Origin of the sequence: Roseibacillus ishigakijimensis, assembly GCF_016595415.1 — a bacterium.
GTDB lineage: Bacteria > Verrucomicrobiota > Verrucomicrobiia > Verrucomicrobiales > Akkermansiaceae > Roseibacillus > Roseibacillus ishigakijimensis.
Window position 1 is genome coordinate 63,076 of sequence record NZ_JAENIO010000009.1, and the last position, 14,502, is coordinate 77,577.

15 protein-coding genes are annotated in these 14,502 nt (G+C 60.8%); 3 read left to right on the forward strand and 12 right to left on the reverse strand.

Annotated elements, in window-relative coordinates; genetic code table 11:
* Window positions 1–121: 121 nt before the first annotated feature.
* Both JIN78_RS17845 and hisG read right to left on the reverse strand, forming a co-directional pair.
* A complete protein-coding gene (locus JIN78_RS17845) occupies window positions 122–226 on the reverse strand; it encodes an AURKAIP1/COX24 domain-containing protein (RefSeq protein WP_133796641.1) in 105 nt (34 codons plus the stop codon).
* 55 nt (window positions 227–281) lie between these two features.
* Window positions 282–1,157: an ATP phosphoribosyltransferase gene (hisG, locus tag JIN78_RS05415; protein WP_200390927.1), complete on the reverse strand. Its 876-nt coding sequence runs from the start codon at window positions 1,155–1,157 to the stop codon at window positions 282–284.
* A 234-nt stretch (window positions 1,158–1,391) separates the two neighbouring features.
* On the opposite strand from hisG, the gene rpsO reads away from it, so the two are divergent.
* A complete protein-coding gene (rpsO, locus tag JIN78_RS05420) occupies window positions 1,392–1,682 on the forward strand; it encodes a 30S ribosomal protein S15 (RefSeq protein ID WP_200390928.1) in 291 nt (96 codons plus the stop codon).
* A gap of 128 nt (window positions 1,683–1,810) precedes the next feature.
* Entirely contained in the window at window positions 1,811–4,003 is a 2,193-nt protein-coding gene (locus JIN78_RS05425; protein WP_200390929.1) for a polyribonucleotide nucleotidyltransferase, read from the forward strand.
* A 180-nt stretch (window positions 4,004–4,183) separates the two neighbouring features.
* On the opposite strand, the gene JIN78_RS05430 is transcribed toward JIN78_RS05425, so the two are convergent.
* From JIN78_RS05430 to JIN78_RS05465, 8 genes are read right to left on the reverse strand one after another with little or no spacing between them, the layout of a single operon-like run.
* The gene (locus JIN78_RS05430) at window positions 4,184–5,080 is read right to left on the reverse strand and encodes a metal ABC transporter substrate-binding protein (RefSeq protein ID WP_200390930.1); all 897 of its coding nucleotides are present in this window, start codon (window positions 5,078–5,080) and stop codon (window positions 4,184–4,186) included.
* 14 nt (window positions 5,081–5,094) lie between these two features.
* Entirely contained in the window at window positions 5,095–6,270 is a 1,176-nt protein-coding gene (locus tag JIN78_RS05435) for an ABC transporter permease (RefSeq protein WP_200390931.1), read from the reverse strand.
* On the reverse strand, window positions 6,267–6,926 hold the full coding sequence (locus tag JIN78_RS05440; RefSeq protein WP_200390932.1) for an ABC transporter ATP-binding protein: 660 nt from the start codon (window positions 6,924–6,926) through the stop codon (window positions 6,267–6,269). Before JIN78_RS05440 ends, JIN78_RS05435 begins: the two co-directional genes overlap by 4 nt.
* 15 nt (window positions 6,927–6,941) lie before the next feature.
* Window positions 6,942–7,721, reverse strand: a complete 780-nt coding sequence (locus JIN78_RS05445; protein ID WP_200390933.1) for a DUF4198 domain-containing protein — start codon at window positions 7,719–7,721, stop codon at window positions 6,942–6,944.
* 36 nt (window positions 7,722–7,757) lie between these two features.
* Window positions 7,758–9,785, reverse strand: a complete 2,028-nt coding sequence (locus JIN78_RS05450; protein ID WP_200390934.1) for a TonB-dependent receptor — start codon at window positions 9,783–9,785, stop codon at window positions 7,758–7,760.
* 46 nt (window positions 9,786–9,831) lie between these two features.
* A complete protein-coding gene (locus JIN78_RS05455; protein ID WP_200390935.1) occupies window positions 9,832–10,491 on the reverse strand; it encodes an RNA polymerase sigma factor in 660 nt (219 codons plus the stop codon).
* Complete coding sequence (locus tag JIN78_RS05460; protein WP_200390936.1) at window positions 10,481–10,942, reverse strand: periplasmic heavy metal sensor; 462 nt, start codon at window positions 10,940–10,942, stop codon at window positions 10,481–10,483. The genes JIN78_RS05455 and JIN78_RS05460 overlap by 11 nt, the downstream gene beginning before the upstream one ends.
* Window positions 10,943–10,950: 8 nt before the next feature.
* Window positions 10,951–11,238 carry a hypothetical protein gene (locus tag JIN78_RS05465; protein WP_200390937.1) on the reverse strand — a complete coding sequence of 96 codons (288 nt, stop codon included), beginning with the start codon at window positions 11,236–11,238 and terminating at the stop codon, window positions 10,951–10,953.
* A 102-nt stretch (window positions 11,239–11,340) separates the two neighbouring features.
* On the opposite strand from JIN78_RS05465, the gene JIN78_RS05470 reads away from it, so the two are divergent.
* A complete protein-coding gene (locus JIN78_RS05470; RefSeq protein ID WP_200390938.1) occupies window positions 11,341–12,567 on the forward strand; it encodes an MFS transporter in 1,227 nt (408 codons plus the stop codon).
* Here the strand turns inward: JIN78_RS05470 and JIN78_RS05475 are convergent.
* Window positions 12,487–13,773 (reverse strand): sensor histidine kinase, encoded by a 1,287-nt coding sequence (locus tag JIN78_RS05475; RefSeq protein ID WP_200390939.1) that lies wholly within the window; start codon window positions 13,771–13,773, stop codon window positions 12,487–12,489. The genes JIN78_RS05470 and JIN78_RS05475 overlap by 81 nt on opposite strands.
* Entirely contained in the window at window positions 13,774–14,463 is a 690-nt protein-coding gene (locus tag JIN78_RS05480) for a response regulator transcription factor (protein WP_307832982.1), read from the reverse strand.
* Window positions 14,464–14,502 lie beyond the last annotated feature (39 nt).

Below are 14,502 nucleotides of genomic sequence, written 5' to 3' on the forward strand. Positions count from 1 at the left end.
CATTCCGCCAAGAGGTGAGGGATTTTTTCCGAAAAAAAGACGCCCGGGAGGGGCGTCTTGCAAAGTGCGGTCCGAGTCCCGGGAAGGGACGGGCAAAAAGATCTCGAAGGCGGAAGAAGCCTTAGGACTTGTAGCGGAGGCGCTTCTTGTGACGGTTCGCGCGCATGCGCTTCTTCCGCTTGTGCTTGTTGATTTTAGTTTTTCGGCGTTTCTTTAACGAGCCCATAAGTTGGTTGTTTGGGTTGGGGTTCTTGCTTTCTTGAGAGTGGTTGAAAGGGGATTCAGGGAACGATTTTGTTGAGGGGGAATTCAATGATACCCTCCGCTCCAAGAACTTTCAAGTCAGGGATAATTTTCCGGGCGATGGATTCGCAGATCACGGTTTCCACGGCCACCCAATCTCCGTCGGCGAGTGGGGAGACTGTTGGGCGGCGCAGGGAGGGAAGAATTTCCAAGACGGCAGCGAGTGCGCTTTTGGGAAGATTCAGTTTGAGCCCCACTTTGTCCCGGGCTTCCAGAGCGCCCTTGAGCATGAGGACGATGCGGTCCATTTTTTCCTTTTTCCACTCTTCCTGGTAGGAGGAGGGATTGGCGTAGAAGTGAGGGAAAGAGCTGAGGAGCTCGTCGACGATACGGAGCTTGTTGGCGCGCAGGGAAGAGCCGGTTTCAGTGACGTCGACAATGGCATCGACCAGATCGGGGACCTTGACCTCGGTCGCCCCCCAGGAAAATTCGAGTTTGGCGGAGACTCCTTTTTCAGCCAGATAGCGTTCGGTGATGCCGACTCCTTCCGTAGCGATGCGCTTGCCCTCCAGATCTTGCACGGTCTGGACTTCGGAATTTTCGGGCACGACCAGAACCCAGCGGGTGGGGCGGGTCGAGGCTCGGGAGTAGGGCAGCTCGGCCAGATCGGTCAGGTCGACCTTGTTTTCGTAGACCCAATCATAACCAGTGATGCCGCAGTCGACGAATCCTTGGTCAATGTAGCGGCCGATTTCCTGGGCTCGAATCATGTAGATATCGAGATCAGAGTCGTCCGAAGAGGGGCGTAGTCCCCGATCGGAAGAATAAATATTGAATCCGGCCTTCTCGAAGAGCGAGAGGGTCGGGGCTTGAAGGGAGCCCTTGGGCAGGGCGATTTTCAGTTGCTGACTCACGGCGGGGCGGGGTTGTTAGCAGCCGGAGACGATTTAGCAAGGATTAACCTTCGCTGAATATGACAGGGGAAGGTGGGGTGGGGAGGAGAAGGTCTTTCTAAAGGGGGATTGCGGAGGAGGAAAAAAACTCTCGAATCGGATTGCATTGGGGGGAGATTTACGCTTACCTCCCGCCTCCCCGCAAAAAGGGCAGTCTGGCAATTCCGCTGGATTGAAGCGCACGACATTACGATAATGAGCGATAACAAAGCAGCCGCAAAAGCAAAAATCCTGGCCGAGAAGGTCGATCCCACTCCTTACAAGCAGCACGAGAATGACACGGGCAGCGCAGATTTCCAAATCGCGGTGCTCACCGGAAAGATTCGCGAACTGACCGAGCACCTCAAGGACCATAAGAAGGACCACTCTTCCCGCCGCGGTCTTCTCAAGATGGTCGCCAAGCGCCGGAAGCTGCTCGATTATTTGAAAGAGCAATCCGAAGAGCGCTACCAGGCCTGCCTCAAAGGGCTTTCCCTGCGTCGCTAAATTCCCCTTTCAGAACGGCTCCGATTCACGTCGGGGCCGTTTCTTTTGGCACTAAAATCCTCAGGCGAGCCCTTGTGCTCGCCTCTTTGATTTTGGCGGCCTTCTGAATGACGAACGAAAAATAGAAGATGAACATACAAAAAATTGACATTCCGGTGGGCGTGAATCCCATGACGATCGAAACCGGAAAACTGGCCAAATTGGCCGATGGCGCGGTCACCGTGCAGTGTGGCGAAACCGTGATTCTCGTCACCGCCGTGTCACAATCCAAAGTGAAAGCGGGCCAGACCTGGTTCCCCCTTTCCGTTGAATACAAGGAGAAGGCCTCCGCCGCCGGCCAATTCCCCGGTGGTTACTTCAAGCGCGAAGGCCGTCCCACCGAGAAGGAAATTCTCACCTGCCGCATGACCGACCGTCCGCTGCGTCCCCTTTTCCCCAAAGGTTACCTCTACGACACCCAGATCGTGGCCCTGCTGCTGTCCGCCGATGGTATCAATGACGCCGACGTGCTCAGCATGAACGGTGCTTCCGCCGCCCTCTGCCTCTCCGACATTCCCTTCGCCGGCCCCATCGGCGCGGTGCGCGTGGGCCGGGTGAATGGCGAATTTGTCATCAACCCCACTCACGAACAGCGGGAAGAGAGCGACCTCGACCTCGTTTACGTCGGCAACAAGACGGACGTTATCATGATTGAGGGGGCGGCCAATGAGCTCCCCGAGAATGAGTTCAAGGCGGCCCTGCGCTTTGCCCAGGAAGCGGTGACCCAGATCGTGGTCGCCATCGAGGATCTCGCCGCCCGGGCCGGCAAGCCCAAGCGCGAATACGAAGTCTGCGTGGCCAAGGAAGACCTTCTGGAAATCGGCTACCGCGTGGCCGGCGACCGCATCGAGGACGCCATCTATGCTCCCTCCAAGGTGGAGCGTGGCAAGAAGGTGGGCGCCCTCCGTGATGAGGTGGAAGCTGCCATCAAGGCCGAGCACCCCGAGGTCACCGAGTTCGAGATCGAGCAGGTCTTCGAATACATCCAGAAGAAGGCTTTCCGTATCTCCATCATGGAAAAAGGCGTGCGCGCCGATGGCCGCAAGCCCGAGGATCTCCGTGAGCTTTACGGCGAAGTGGGCAGCTTGCCTCAGGTGCACGGTTCCGCCATTTTCGCCCGCGGCGAGACCATGGCCATGGGCATCGCGACCCTCGCGCCCGGCGACGAGCGCCAGTATCTCGACAACTACGCGGGTGGCGAGAGCGAGAAGCGCTTCATCCTGCATTACAACTTCCCGCCCTTCTCGGTGGGTGAGACCGGCCGCATGGGTGGCCTCAACCGTCGTGAGATTGGTCACGGAGCCCTCGCCGAGCGCTCCATCGTTCCCGTCCTGCCCGACGAAAGCGACTTCCCTTACGCCATCCGCGTGAGCTCCGAGGTGATGGAGTCCAATGGCTCCACCTCCATGGCCACCGTCTGTGCGGGCGTGATGAGCCTTCTCGACGCCGGGGTGCCCCTCAAGCGTCCGGTGGCGGGAATCTCCGTGGGCTTGGTCACTGAAACCAGCGAAGACGGCACCATCCAGCAATACAAGACCCTCCTCGACATCATCGGCAGCGAGGACTTCTACGGCGACATGGACTTCAAGCTCTGCGGCAGCGAAGCGGGCGTGACCGGTTATCAGCTCGACCTCAAGCTCCCCGGCATTCCGCTGAGCATCTTGGAAGAAGCCATCGACCAAGCCATTGGCGGCCGCACTCTGGTCCTCAACAAAATGGCCGAGTCCATCAGTGCTCCCGGTCAATTGGCCGAAAACGCCCCTCGCATCGAGTCCATCAAGATCGATCCCGATCGCATCGGCGAGCTCATCGGGCCTGGCGGCAAGAACATCAAAGCCATCCAAGCCGAATCCGGCGCCGACCTCAGCATCGAGGATGACGGCACCGTCAACATCTACGCCAGCAAGGGTGAGAGCCTGCAGCGCGCCAAGGAAATGGTGGACCGCATGTTCAAGGAGATCGAAGTGGGCGAGACCTACACCGGCCGCATTGTTTCCACCAAGGACTTTGGAGCCTTCATGGAAGTGCTGCCCGGCAAGGACGGACTCATCCACATCTCCGAGCTGGCCGAAGAGCGGGTCAAGAAGACCGAGGACGTCTGCAAGGTGGGCGACACCGTTACTGCCAAGTGCATTGGCATCGACGACAAGCGCCGTGTGAAGATGTCCATCAAGGCTGTTCTTCGTGAGCAGAAGGGGGCGGCGGCTGAAAAAGCAGCTGCCGAATCCAAGCCCAAGGTGACTGAGGTTCCGGACAACGAGGAAACCTTCACCCTCGGTTAATTCCGGCCTCTGAGTCAGCACATTTTGCCAACGACCTTTCCTGCGGGAGAGGTCGTTTTTTTATGCTCTCTGGTCGGACCTTACCCGGGCGTGTCACCAAGCAGATCGGGCAGTTTTGCTGAAAAACGTCGCGCGATGATTCGGCGGCACCCGGGTCCATCTCCCGACGAGCACTGGTTGCTATTCCGTGAGGGCTTTTTGCAGGCGCTGAAGATTGTCTTTCATTACGCTGAGGAAGTCGCCTTCAGCCGGGGGGGTGGCGCAGGGGGAGAAGACGACGTTGATGAGCCCTTGTTTGCGGATGAAGGCGGCGTTCGCTTCGCTGGGGGCGGTATCCCAGAGGAAAATGCGGGCGGCAGGGTGTTGGGCGCGCAGGGCCTCGAAATCGGCAACGGCCTTCTCATCAATGGTCATGCCGGCTTCCCAGAGGAGAGCGTGGACTTCTACCCCGTAGGCTCGGGACCAGTACTGGTAGTGGGGGTGGCTGGCGAGGAGCGCTTGGCCTTGGAAGTCGGCAAGGGCTTCGCGAGTGGTTTGGTCGAGGGTCTGCAAGTCCTGCTCAAGTTGGGCAAAGGCCGCTTTCACTGCTTTTTCTTTTTGGGGAAAGGTGTTGAGGAGGGCGTCATGAATGGCGAGGGCTTGCTGGCGGGCGAGGGAGAAATCGAGCCAAGTGATGTAGGCGGTGCCGCCGTGGGAGTGGGTGCCCTGGTTGCCGTGGGAGTGAACGATGGCACCGGGGGTTTCCAGATAGCGGTCCACGAAGCCGAGGGAGGTGTCGACGAGTCCCTCGTAGGGCAGGGAGGTGGTGACGGCCCATTTTTCGTAGGTGGCTCCGTTCATGATGATGAGGTCGGCCTGTTGAATGCGGGCCACTTCCTCGTCGGTGGGTTTCCAGAAGGCCGGATCGTGGTCGGCGGGGATTTGGTAGAGGATGTCGGCAAAGGAGCCTGCCAGGCGGGTCGAGAAGTCTTTGAGAGGGTAATTGGTGGGAGCGAGCACGGGGCGCTTTTCCTCGGCCCGCAGCGTGGGAAGGGCGAGGAGAGCGAGGAGGAGAGGGAAAATGCGGGTGGTTTTCATGCGAAAGGGAGTAGTCAGAGCAGGGAGGTGAGGAGATCGGCCGCGAATTGGCGGGTGAGAAGGAGGGCGAGGAAGGCGGTGAGAGAGCCGGTGAGGATGATGACTAGGAGGTCGGCGCCCTTGAGCAGAAGCAAGCCGCCCGGGCTCAGGCCGATCTTGCGATAGGTCTTCATCTCGCCCTCGCGCAGACGCAGGGAGAGAGTGAAGACGAGGAGAACGAGGAGGGCGCAGGCGGCGGAGAGAGCGAGGAAGCCGGTGAAGACGAGCTTTCTGGTGGCAAAGAGGGTCTCGCGCAACTGGGCGAGGGAATCGGCGGGGACGATGATTTGCTGATCGCTGTCGGGGTCGTCGAATTTTCCCTGCAGGAGGGCGCGGGCTTTGGGGGAAGAAGGGAAGAGGAGGAGGGAGGAGAGGGGGAAGTCGAGTTGGTTGCCGTGGAAGTGGAAGGAGTCGACGTTCTCGTCGGTGACCTCGTTGTATTCCCGCACGGAGGCATTGGCGCGGATGGTGTCGCCCTCGCGGGAGAGGACGGCATCGGCGGCAGCGGGTTGGCTGAGGTCTTCATGACCGTGGGCGAGGCCTTCGATGACCCAGGCGGTTTTCAGGTCGACAAAGACCGCTTCATCATCGGGACTGCGGGCGGGAGCGAGGATGCCGGTGATGCGCATCTTCAGGGGGTAGACACCGGCCAGGTCGAAGACATTTTCCGGGGAGGAAATGAGGGAGTCGCCCACGGAGAGGCCTCGTTTCTCAGCCACCGCAGCGCCGAGCACGCAGTCGCCCAAGCGGGTGAAAAGGCGGCCGCTGGCGGGCGTGAGGGCGCGTTGTTCGAAGTAGGCGAGGGAGGTGCCCACGATGGGGGCTGAACCGGCGCGGAAGCGGAGATGCAGCGGGACCACGGTGCCCAGGCGGAGAGCTTGCGTTTTGCGAAAGCTCAGGAAGTCGAGGGGCGGGAGGGAGTTGGGGGTGAAATAGAGGCTGCTGAGCGCGAGGTCGGTGGCACTGCCTCGGGGGCCGACGAGGAGGGGGGAGGTCTGGGCGCGGGCTTGCATCAGGCGGGCGCTTTCTTTCACAAAGAGCTGCACGGCCAGCGGCAGGTAGATCATGAGGGAAACCGTGAAGATCAGCAGCAGAGTGCGGAAAGGACGGTGGCAGAGATAGCGCCAGGTGAGGTAGGGAATGCCGGTCATCGGGCGGAAGGGGCGTTGAGGTGGGCAAAGTCGACGACGCGATCGAAGGCGGGCAGGAGGTCGTGGTCGTGGGTGGCGACCACAAGCGGGCAGTGGTTCTCGCGCGCCTGGGCAATGAGGAGGTCGAGGGCGGCCCGTTTGTTGGCGGGGTCGAGATTTCCGGTGGGCTCGTCGGCGAGGAGGAGGGCGGGCTGGATGACGAGGGCGCGGCAGATGGCCACCCGCTGACGTTCTCCTTGGGAGAGTTTGTCCGGTTTTTTTCCTAAATGAGGCGCGATGCCCATGGTCTCGGCCAGCTCCCGGGCTCGCTCTTTTCCTTTCGGGAGCGGGTGGCCCAGATAGGAGGGGAGAAGGATATTGTCGCGCACGCTGAGGTGGGGGACCATCTCGAATTCCTGAAAGACGAGACCGATCTGGCGCAGCCGCAGCTGATCCCGCTCCGGCCCCGGGAGGTCGTTGAGCGAGGTCTCGCCTAGATGAACGGAGCCTTGCTCCGGGGTCAGGATGCCGCCTGCCAGTTGGAGCAAGGTGGTCTTGCCACAGCCGCTGGGGCCCACGACAGCCACTGCTTCGCCATCGGCCGCCGAGAACTCCTCAATGGCGAGGGAGAAATCACTGCGGGGATAGCGAAAGCGGAGGGAGGCGATGGTGAGCATAAGCGGGCGGGGCGGTCAGGAACCGATGGCGAGCACGAGAGTAGCGGAAAAGTGATCTTCGTCCGCGAGCTCAGGCGTGCTCCCTTCCGCCACATGATCGGTGCGCAGGACGAGGAATCCGCCTTGGGCGAGCGGAACCTGCGCGGTGCCCTCGGCATCGGTGGTGGCGGAGGGCGAGGAGTCGCTCATGGGCTCGGTGATTTCCACCACCGTGACTTTGGCCTCGGGCAAGGGTTTGCCCTCGAAGAAGACGCCCACAGGCAAGGTGTCGCCTGCCTCCAGGGAAGCGGGATTGGCGAGAGGAACAATTTCCAGCTGTTGGCCTAGGACGGCCTCGAAGCCCTTGCTCTCGGCGGAGGTGACGAGGGTTTTGGCGAATTTGATATTGTGGCTGGAACCGGCCACTCCTTCTCTTCCGGCCATCATTTTTTTGGTGGTTTGGAAGTAGCTTTTGTCCTCCATGGCGACCCAGTAACCATTGTCATAGGTGGCGGTGACGATGACGGTGCCTTCGTGCTTGGCAATGGAGGCGACTGGCTGGGGAATGGCGGCCGGGGGAGTGATAACATCCGCCAAGAGGGAGGATTTTTCTCCTCCGGCATGAAGATCGAGGGTCAGGAGGCGGTAGGGGTCGGATTTTTCCCAAGCGCCGGGGTGACCATAGCGTCCCTCTACCGCAGAGAGAGTCGGGCCGCTCATTTTGGGGATGAGGGCGAAGTCGTGACCCTGCGCGGTGAAAGGAAGGTGGGCGAGGAAGAGGGCTGGGAGCCAGTTTTTCAAAGGAGCGAATTTCATGAGAGTGGTGAGATGGGGTGAATTTGGGAGATTTTATTAGAAAGTCAAAGAGACTCCGGTGTTGATAATGACAGGAGCTTGCGCGGAAACCGCCACCACATCGCCAAAGTCGAAGGCTGATTCTGCCAGTCGGTCGTCGGGATAGGCGATGGCCGAGAGGTAGGCCGAGAAATTGTTCCAGGCTTCCTTGCGATAGGAAAGCTTGGCCGAGAGGCGGGAGTAGGAATCGGCGGTCCGCGAGCCGGAGGCATTGAGATCGGTTTCTCCAATCCAGGCATAGTCGGTGCGGAGGCCGATGATGGAATCTCCGTCGAGGGGGCGGTATTCCAGCTCGAACCCCGCTCCCGCCCGGAACTCGGGCACCTGGGGAATACTACCGCCATCGTCGCCGAGGAGCTCGGCATCGACATAGCTCAGCGAACCCAGGAGGGCGAGGCGGTAGGCTCCGTCGTCGTAAGCCTGATAGCGAGCCTCCAGATCGGCGCCGATGCGGCGGGATTTGCCGAGGTTCTGCAAAGCGAAGCCGCTGGGGGCGGCCTGAATTTCGTTCTCCAGCTCGGAGTGATAGCCATTGAGGAGGATTTCCCAGCGCTCGTCGTTGTAAGTCAGACCGACCTCGTAGGATTGTTGCTCGGAGAGACCGAGGTTGGGATTGACGGGCAACTCCTCGGCCACGGCAGGGGCCCGGAAGCCTTCCGAGTAATTGGCGAAAAAGGTCAAACCGGGGGCTGGCGTAATTGCCAAGCCAATTTTGGGGCTGAAGGTGCCGTCGTCGCTGTCTCTCGCGCTGGTGCCCGCGAGACGATCCTCGAACTCGAAGAAGAGGTGATCGTAGCGTCCGCCAGCAGTGAGCTTGAGCCAAGCGAAGGGCTGGTAGTCCAGTTGGCTATAGAGCGCGGGGTTATGCTGCTCGTAGTCGAGATGGCGGGTTTCGCCAGTGATCTGCCGCCGGACGGTGGTGAAATTCTGCAAGCTCCCGAAGTCGGAACGATGGTCTGCCCCGAGGAGGAATCCCACCGGGGACCAGTCCCAATAGCGTTCCAGGCGACCGCCCAGGACTGTGGTTTCCACATCGCGCTGACCCTGGTTGCCCGTGCCCGGCTCGATGCCGAAATTGGCCCAGCGGGTGGTCTCATTGCGCAGAGCGTAGAGGGTGGCCTGAGTGCGGCCTGCTCCCTCTTCATCGCGGCGGAAGTTGAAGCCCACACTGACGAAGTCCTTGTCTCCGCCATCGGTATCGTCGACGGCCTCCTTTTCGCTGAAAGCCCCGCTTTCGATGAGGTCGCGATTGAGATAGCCCGGCGCGCCGAAATCGTTTTGGTAAGCTTGCAGGCGGAGGATGCCGCTGCCTCCGAAGAGGTCGAAGGCTGCGCTGCCGAGGAAGTTGAAGGCTTCCAGATCGGAGTTGTCGCGGTAGCCATTGCTAGTCTCGGCGCTGGCGGAAAGCGACAAATCGACCCGTCCGGCGGAGAAGCCCATTGTGCCCTGGGCACGGGCGTCCCCGTAGCTGCCACCGGAGAGCGCGAGTCCACAATCGGGGCGGGCAAAGGTCTCAATCCTGATGGTCCCTCCGAGGGCAAAGTTGCCGCTGCGCACGCTGGCAGGACCCCGAATGACCTCGAAGCGCTCGATGAGCTCGGGCATAAGGAGGTTGAGATCGGTGTAACCCGAGGGCGAGCCCCCGGGCTCATTGAGGGGAATGCCATCGACGAAAACGGCCACATCCTTGCCGTGGTCGCCGCTGGGGAAGCCACGCAAGGCGATGCCCGAGCCGACGCCGCCTTGTCCGAAATCGTTGACCGTCACACCGGTCACTTGGCGGAAAAGGTCCGGGTAGGAGACGATGGGCTGCCGGGCGAGGTCCTCGTGGGTGACTTCGCTCACCGAGGAGGGACCGTCGAGAGCGTCGGGACTGAGGAGAACTTTGTCCCCATGGGGCGCCCGCATTTCGGCGGTCACCGCTGTCGCCTCCAGCTCCGTCACCGGGAGCTCGGCGGTCTGGGCGGAGAGGGAGGCTGGAAAGCCCAGCGAAAGGAGGCAAGTGCAGGAAGAGAGAACGCGCATACAGGGGGGTGAAACGACTTTCCGGCGGCGGCCCCACGCATTTTTTTCAGGAAAAAGAAGGGTCTTGGGGCTGGCTCTCCCACCATCGCTGCAAGGCCTTGCGAGCGCGGTAGAGACGACCCTCGATGGCGCGCTCCGAGCAGTTGAGGATGAGGGCACACTCGCGATGGGGCAGGTTTTCCACGCAAACGAGGACGAAAATTTCGCGGTGCCGGGGCGCGATGGCTGCCAGGCCCTGTTCCAAGCGGGCGACCTCGTCACTCCAGCCCGCTTGGGCATCGGGCTGCTCTTTTCCGCAGGGCAAATCGGGGTCTTCCTGCGCTTGCAGGGAATCGCTCAGCAAGCGGAGGCGGTGGGAACGTTGCTTGCGCCAATCCCGGCAGCGATTGAGGGCGATTTGGTGCAGCCAGGTGGAGAATTTGGCCTCCGGGCGGTAGCGGGGAAGGGCCTGGAAGGCGCGCACAAAGACATCCTGACAGGCCTCGGCGGCATCGTCGCGACAGCCCAGGAGCCGGAAGCAGAGTTGATAAATGCGATCCTGATAGCTCAGCACCAAGCGCTGGTAGGCGTGGCAATCTCCTTGCGCGGCTGCTGTCAGATCGCGCCGCTCGAGAGACTCCGCGAGCGAGTCCCCGCTGACCGTTTCCTGCCGGAGGGACTTCCAATGTGCCGCGCTGGCAAAGGGCAGGTGACGGTCAATGCTCATGTGAGATGCTGTTGTGAACCCATTGCAGGAGACTACGCGCCTGGTCGGCATCGAGATGCTCCTTCATCGCGAAAAAGTGGTCCAAAGTGAGAGCCTGGAGTTCGCCTTGCAAGCGGTTGACTTCGGTCAGCGCGCTTTCCACCTCGCGATCAGGGGCATCGGCCAGGAGAATGACATGGGCCAGTTCCTCATTAGCGCGGGTCAACTGTTGGCGAATGTCCTCCTGCTGCCGGTGGTAGGCTTTTTCCTGCGGGGCCATGGCTGCTTCTTGTTCGGGCGAGAGTCGGAGTTCGTGATGCAGCCAGTGATGGAAGTCCGGCTCCTCTTCTCCGGGGAGATGATGGTGAACCATGGGTGGCTTTTGCTGGAATCGTAGCACCAGCCAGGAGCTGAGCCCGCCACAGAGCGCCGAGCCCATGAAAACAAGGAGGAGAAAACCTTTGCGAGTCATGGCGGCCCTTAATGCGGAGCGAAAAGAAAAGCCTCCGGCTGGAGGGAGAAAAGGTCAGAGGGCGGGGGCGGGGAGGTCTCGTGCTCGGTCGTCAACCAGGTGAACGCGAGCGAGCCCATGACTGCCAGCAGGAGGGCGGGGAAGAGAAAACGCAAGGGGCGATCCAGCTCGGCAAAGCACTGTTTAGCCACGAGCAGTCGCCGTTGCACTTCGTCGGCGAGTTGCCCGGGAGCCGCACCACCGGTCTTGTCGCGAAGCTGTTGCCATTGGGAGTCGCTGGGAAAGGAGCCCTTCACAGCGGCAAGCATTCGTCATTCCCCGGGAATTGCAATGTCTGTTTTCCTTCTCGGAATGGAGTCCGGGCTTGGCATGGAGACGCGACGACCTAGTCTGCGCGCGTGTCAGAAAAGTCCATTGAGGGGCGGATTGCGCTCGTTTTCTTTTTGCTTGCGGCGATGCCGGGTTGTTGGAATCCGGTTTTGTCCATTATTCTGGAAGCCAAGGGCTGGGAACGACTGACGGACTGGGCCTTTTTTATTCCGGCTCTGGGGACCATTTTGTCGCCGCTCTGTTTGGCGGCGGTGGCGGATCAGCGGGTGAATGCCGAACGGGTTCTGGCGCTGGTGATGGGGGCCAATGTGCTCTCGACGGCGGCGGCCTTCTGGTTTCTCGGTGAGGCGGATTCGCAGACGGGATTTCTCGTCTGTTTGATTTTGAAAGCACTGTTGGGGGCGCCCGCGTGGCCATTGTTGATGTCAATCACCTTGACTCATCTGACCGAGCCCGAGCGGCAATTTGGTCGCGTGCGGGTGTGGGGGACCATTGGCTGGATGCTGGCGGGGTGGGGGATCAGCTGGGCGGCGCTCGACCAATCGCCCATGGCGGGCATTGTGGCAGCCGGGGTGGGGGCGGTGGCGACCCTTTTCTGTCTTGCTCTGCCGCCCACTCCTCCCTCGGGGTTGCGGAGCAAGTCCTTGGTGGAGAGTCTGGGATTGCGCGCGGTGGTGATTCTGAAGGATCGCGATACCGGGGTTTATTTTTTAACGGCCTTTCTCTTCATGGTTCCGTTGGCTGCTTACTACATCTACACGCCGAAGTTTTTGGCTTCTTTGGGGGTGGAAAAGGTGGCCACGGTGATGACGGTGGGGCAAACATCCGAGATTGCGGCCATGCTGTTGATTGGGTGGACTTTCCGCCGCCTGCCGGTGAAGTCGATTTTTCTCATCGCTCTCGCCCTGGGCTTGGCCCGCTATCTTTTCTGCTTTGCCGGAGCCTGGGGGGAGGGACAATGGTCGCGGTGGGCCCAATTGGCGTGGGTCACGCTGGGCATTTTCATGCACGGCTTTTGCTGGACGCTCTTTTTCGAGTCGGGTCGGCTCTTCGTCGATCGGCGGGTGCCGCGCGAGTTGCGCAGCCAGGCCCAAGCCTTGTTGACCATTGTCACCGGGGGGATGGGGCAGATCACAGGGATTTTCGTCTCGGGTTGGATTTTCCGGGCTTGTCTGCAGCCTGGTGGCTGGGGATGGACGGGATTCTGGCTGATTCTAGCGGTGCTCTGCGCGCTGGCTGGCCTCGTCTTTGCGGTCGGCTACCAAGGGCTCGCTGCTGCCCGCAGGGGGAAGTGAGGGGGCGGTGACCACTTTGGCTGGGAGGTGAATGAGAAAAGCGGTGCGCTGGCCGGGCACGGAGGTGACCTCGATATGCCCGTGGTGAGCCTCTACCGCGCGCTTGACGATGGAAAGCCCGAGACCGGTGCCTTTGATGGCTCCCTGGCTGTGATGCTTTTCGACCCGGTAAAAACGGCGGAAGATGAAGGGGAGATCCGCGCTGGGAATGCCGACGCCATTGTCCGAGACCCAGAGGAGCAGGTCGCCATCCGGTTTTCGCTCCGCTCCCACCTCCATTTTGAGGGGGCGGCGGGGATTTTGTTTGAGGGCATTTTCGACCAGATTGAAGAAGACCTGGGTCCAGTAAAAGCGGTCGCCCATGAGGGTCAGGTCTTTGTCCTGAATCTTGACCTTCATCTTGGTCTGTTGCTGGGCGATCATGGGCTCGAGGCGGTCGAGTACTTCGCTCACGCAGTCGGTGAGGAGGAAGGGGGAGAGATTGAGGGCGGCGGCTTCTCCGGATTCCAGGCGGGAAATGACCAGCATGTCTTCCACGATGCGGGCAATGCGTTCGCCGTGCTTTTGCATCACGGTTAGGGAGCGCTGCATGAACTGGGGGTTGCAAATCTCGCCCTCGACCATGTTTTCGAGGTAGCCATTGATGATGGAAAGGGGGGTGCGTAGTTCGTGGGAGGCATTGGCCACGAAGTCCTTGCGCACTTGTTCGGTCTGGTGCTCGGCGGTCACGTCGCGAATCACCACCCGGGTGATGGTTTTCTTGGCATTGCGATTGAGGGGGGCGGCATCAATGATCCAGGCGGTTTCTCCCCGCTTTTCCAGATGGCCCCGGGGAGAGGATTGCTGGGGGAGCACGACGTGATGGAGAACGCCACGACCGCTGTGCAGGGATTCCTCGATGGGGTCGGTGAATCGATCATCGAGAAAGACTTCCTTGTAGTTGCGGCCCTGGATGAGCCGGCCGGCCATCAGCTCGGTGGTGGTCTCGTTGGCAAAAATGATGAGGCCATCCGGACCGATGAGGAGGAAGGCGTCGCTCAGGGCATTGAGCAAGCGGTCTTGTTCGCCGCGGAGGCGTTTCTTCTGGCGGCGGAGGGCCTTGCCCAATTTGTTTTCGTTGGCCCGGGCCAGCACGCGTTGCCGGTGCCAGAGGATCCCGAAGGTCACCGCCAGGGAAAGGCAGAGTAGGTGGAAGAGGAGGTCCATCTAGGAAACGTTGAGGCGATAACCGATTCCGCGCACGGTCTCGACGAGGTTGGCGTAGGGCCCCAGCTTGCTCCGGAGACGCTTCATGTGGGTATCCAGGGTGCGGCTGTGGACCTCGTCGGAGTAGCCCCATACCGTGCGGAGCAACTGGTTGCGGTCCTGCGCGCTATCGGGCCGCTCGACCAGAAAAAGGAGGAGCTTGAACTCGGTGGAGGTCAGGTCCACCCGTTCCTCATTGAGGTAGAAGCTCATGTTGTTTTTGTCGAGGCGGAAGGGGCCCGCGCTCACTTCCACCGAGCCAGGCGTGGACTCGGTGCGGCGCATGATGGCATTGACCCGCAGGACCAGCTCTTTGGGAGAAAAGGGCTTGGTGAGGTAGTCGTCGGCGCCGACTTCCAGACCTTTGATGCGGTCCTCGGTCTGGGCCCGGGCAGTCAACATCAGCACCGGGGTGTGGGAGGTGCGGTTGTCGCGGCGCAAATCCTTGAAAACGGAATACCCGTCTTTGCCAGGCAGCATGAGGTCCAGCACAATGAGGTCAGGGCGTTCTTTCAGAGCGAGTTCCTGCCCCCGCAGGCCGTCGTGGGCGAGGATGACCTCGTAGCCGGCTCGCTCGAGATTGAAGCCCACCAACTCCGCCACGTCGCGCTCATCTTCCACTACCAGGATTTTTCCAGAATTATCGGACACGCGAACTCTATAGTCAGGAGCGGCGCGCGTTGGGAGTAA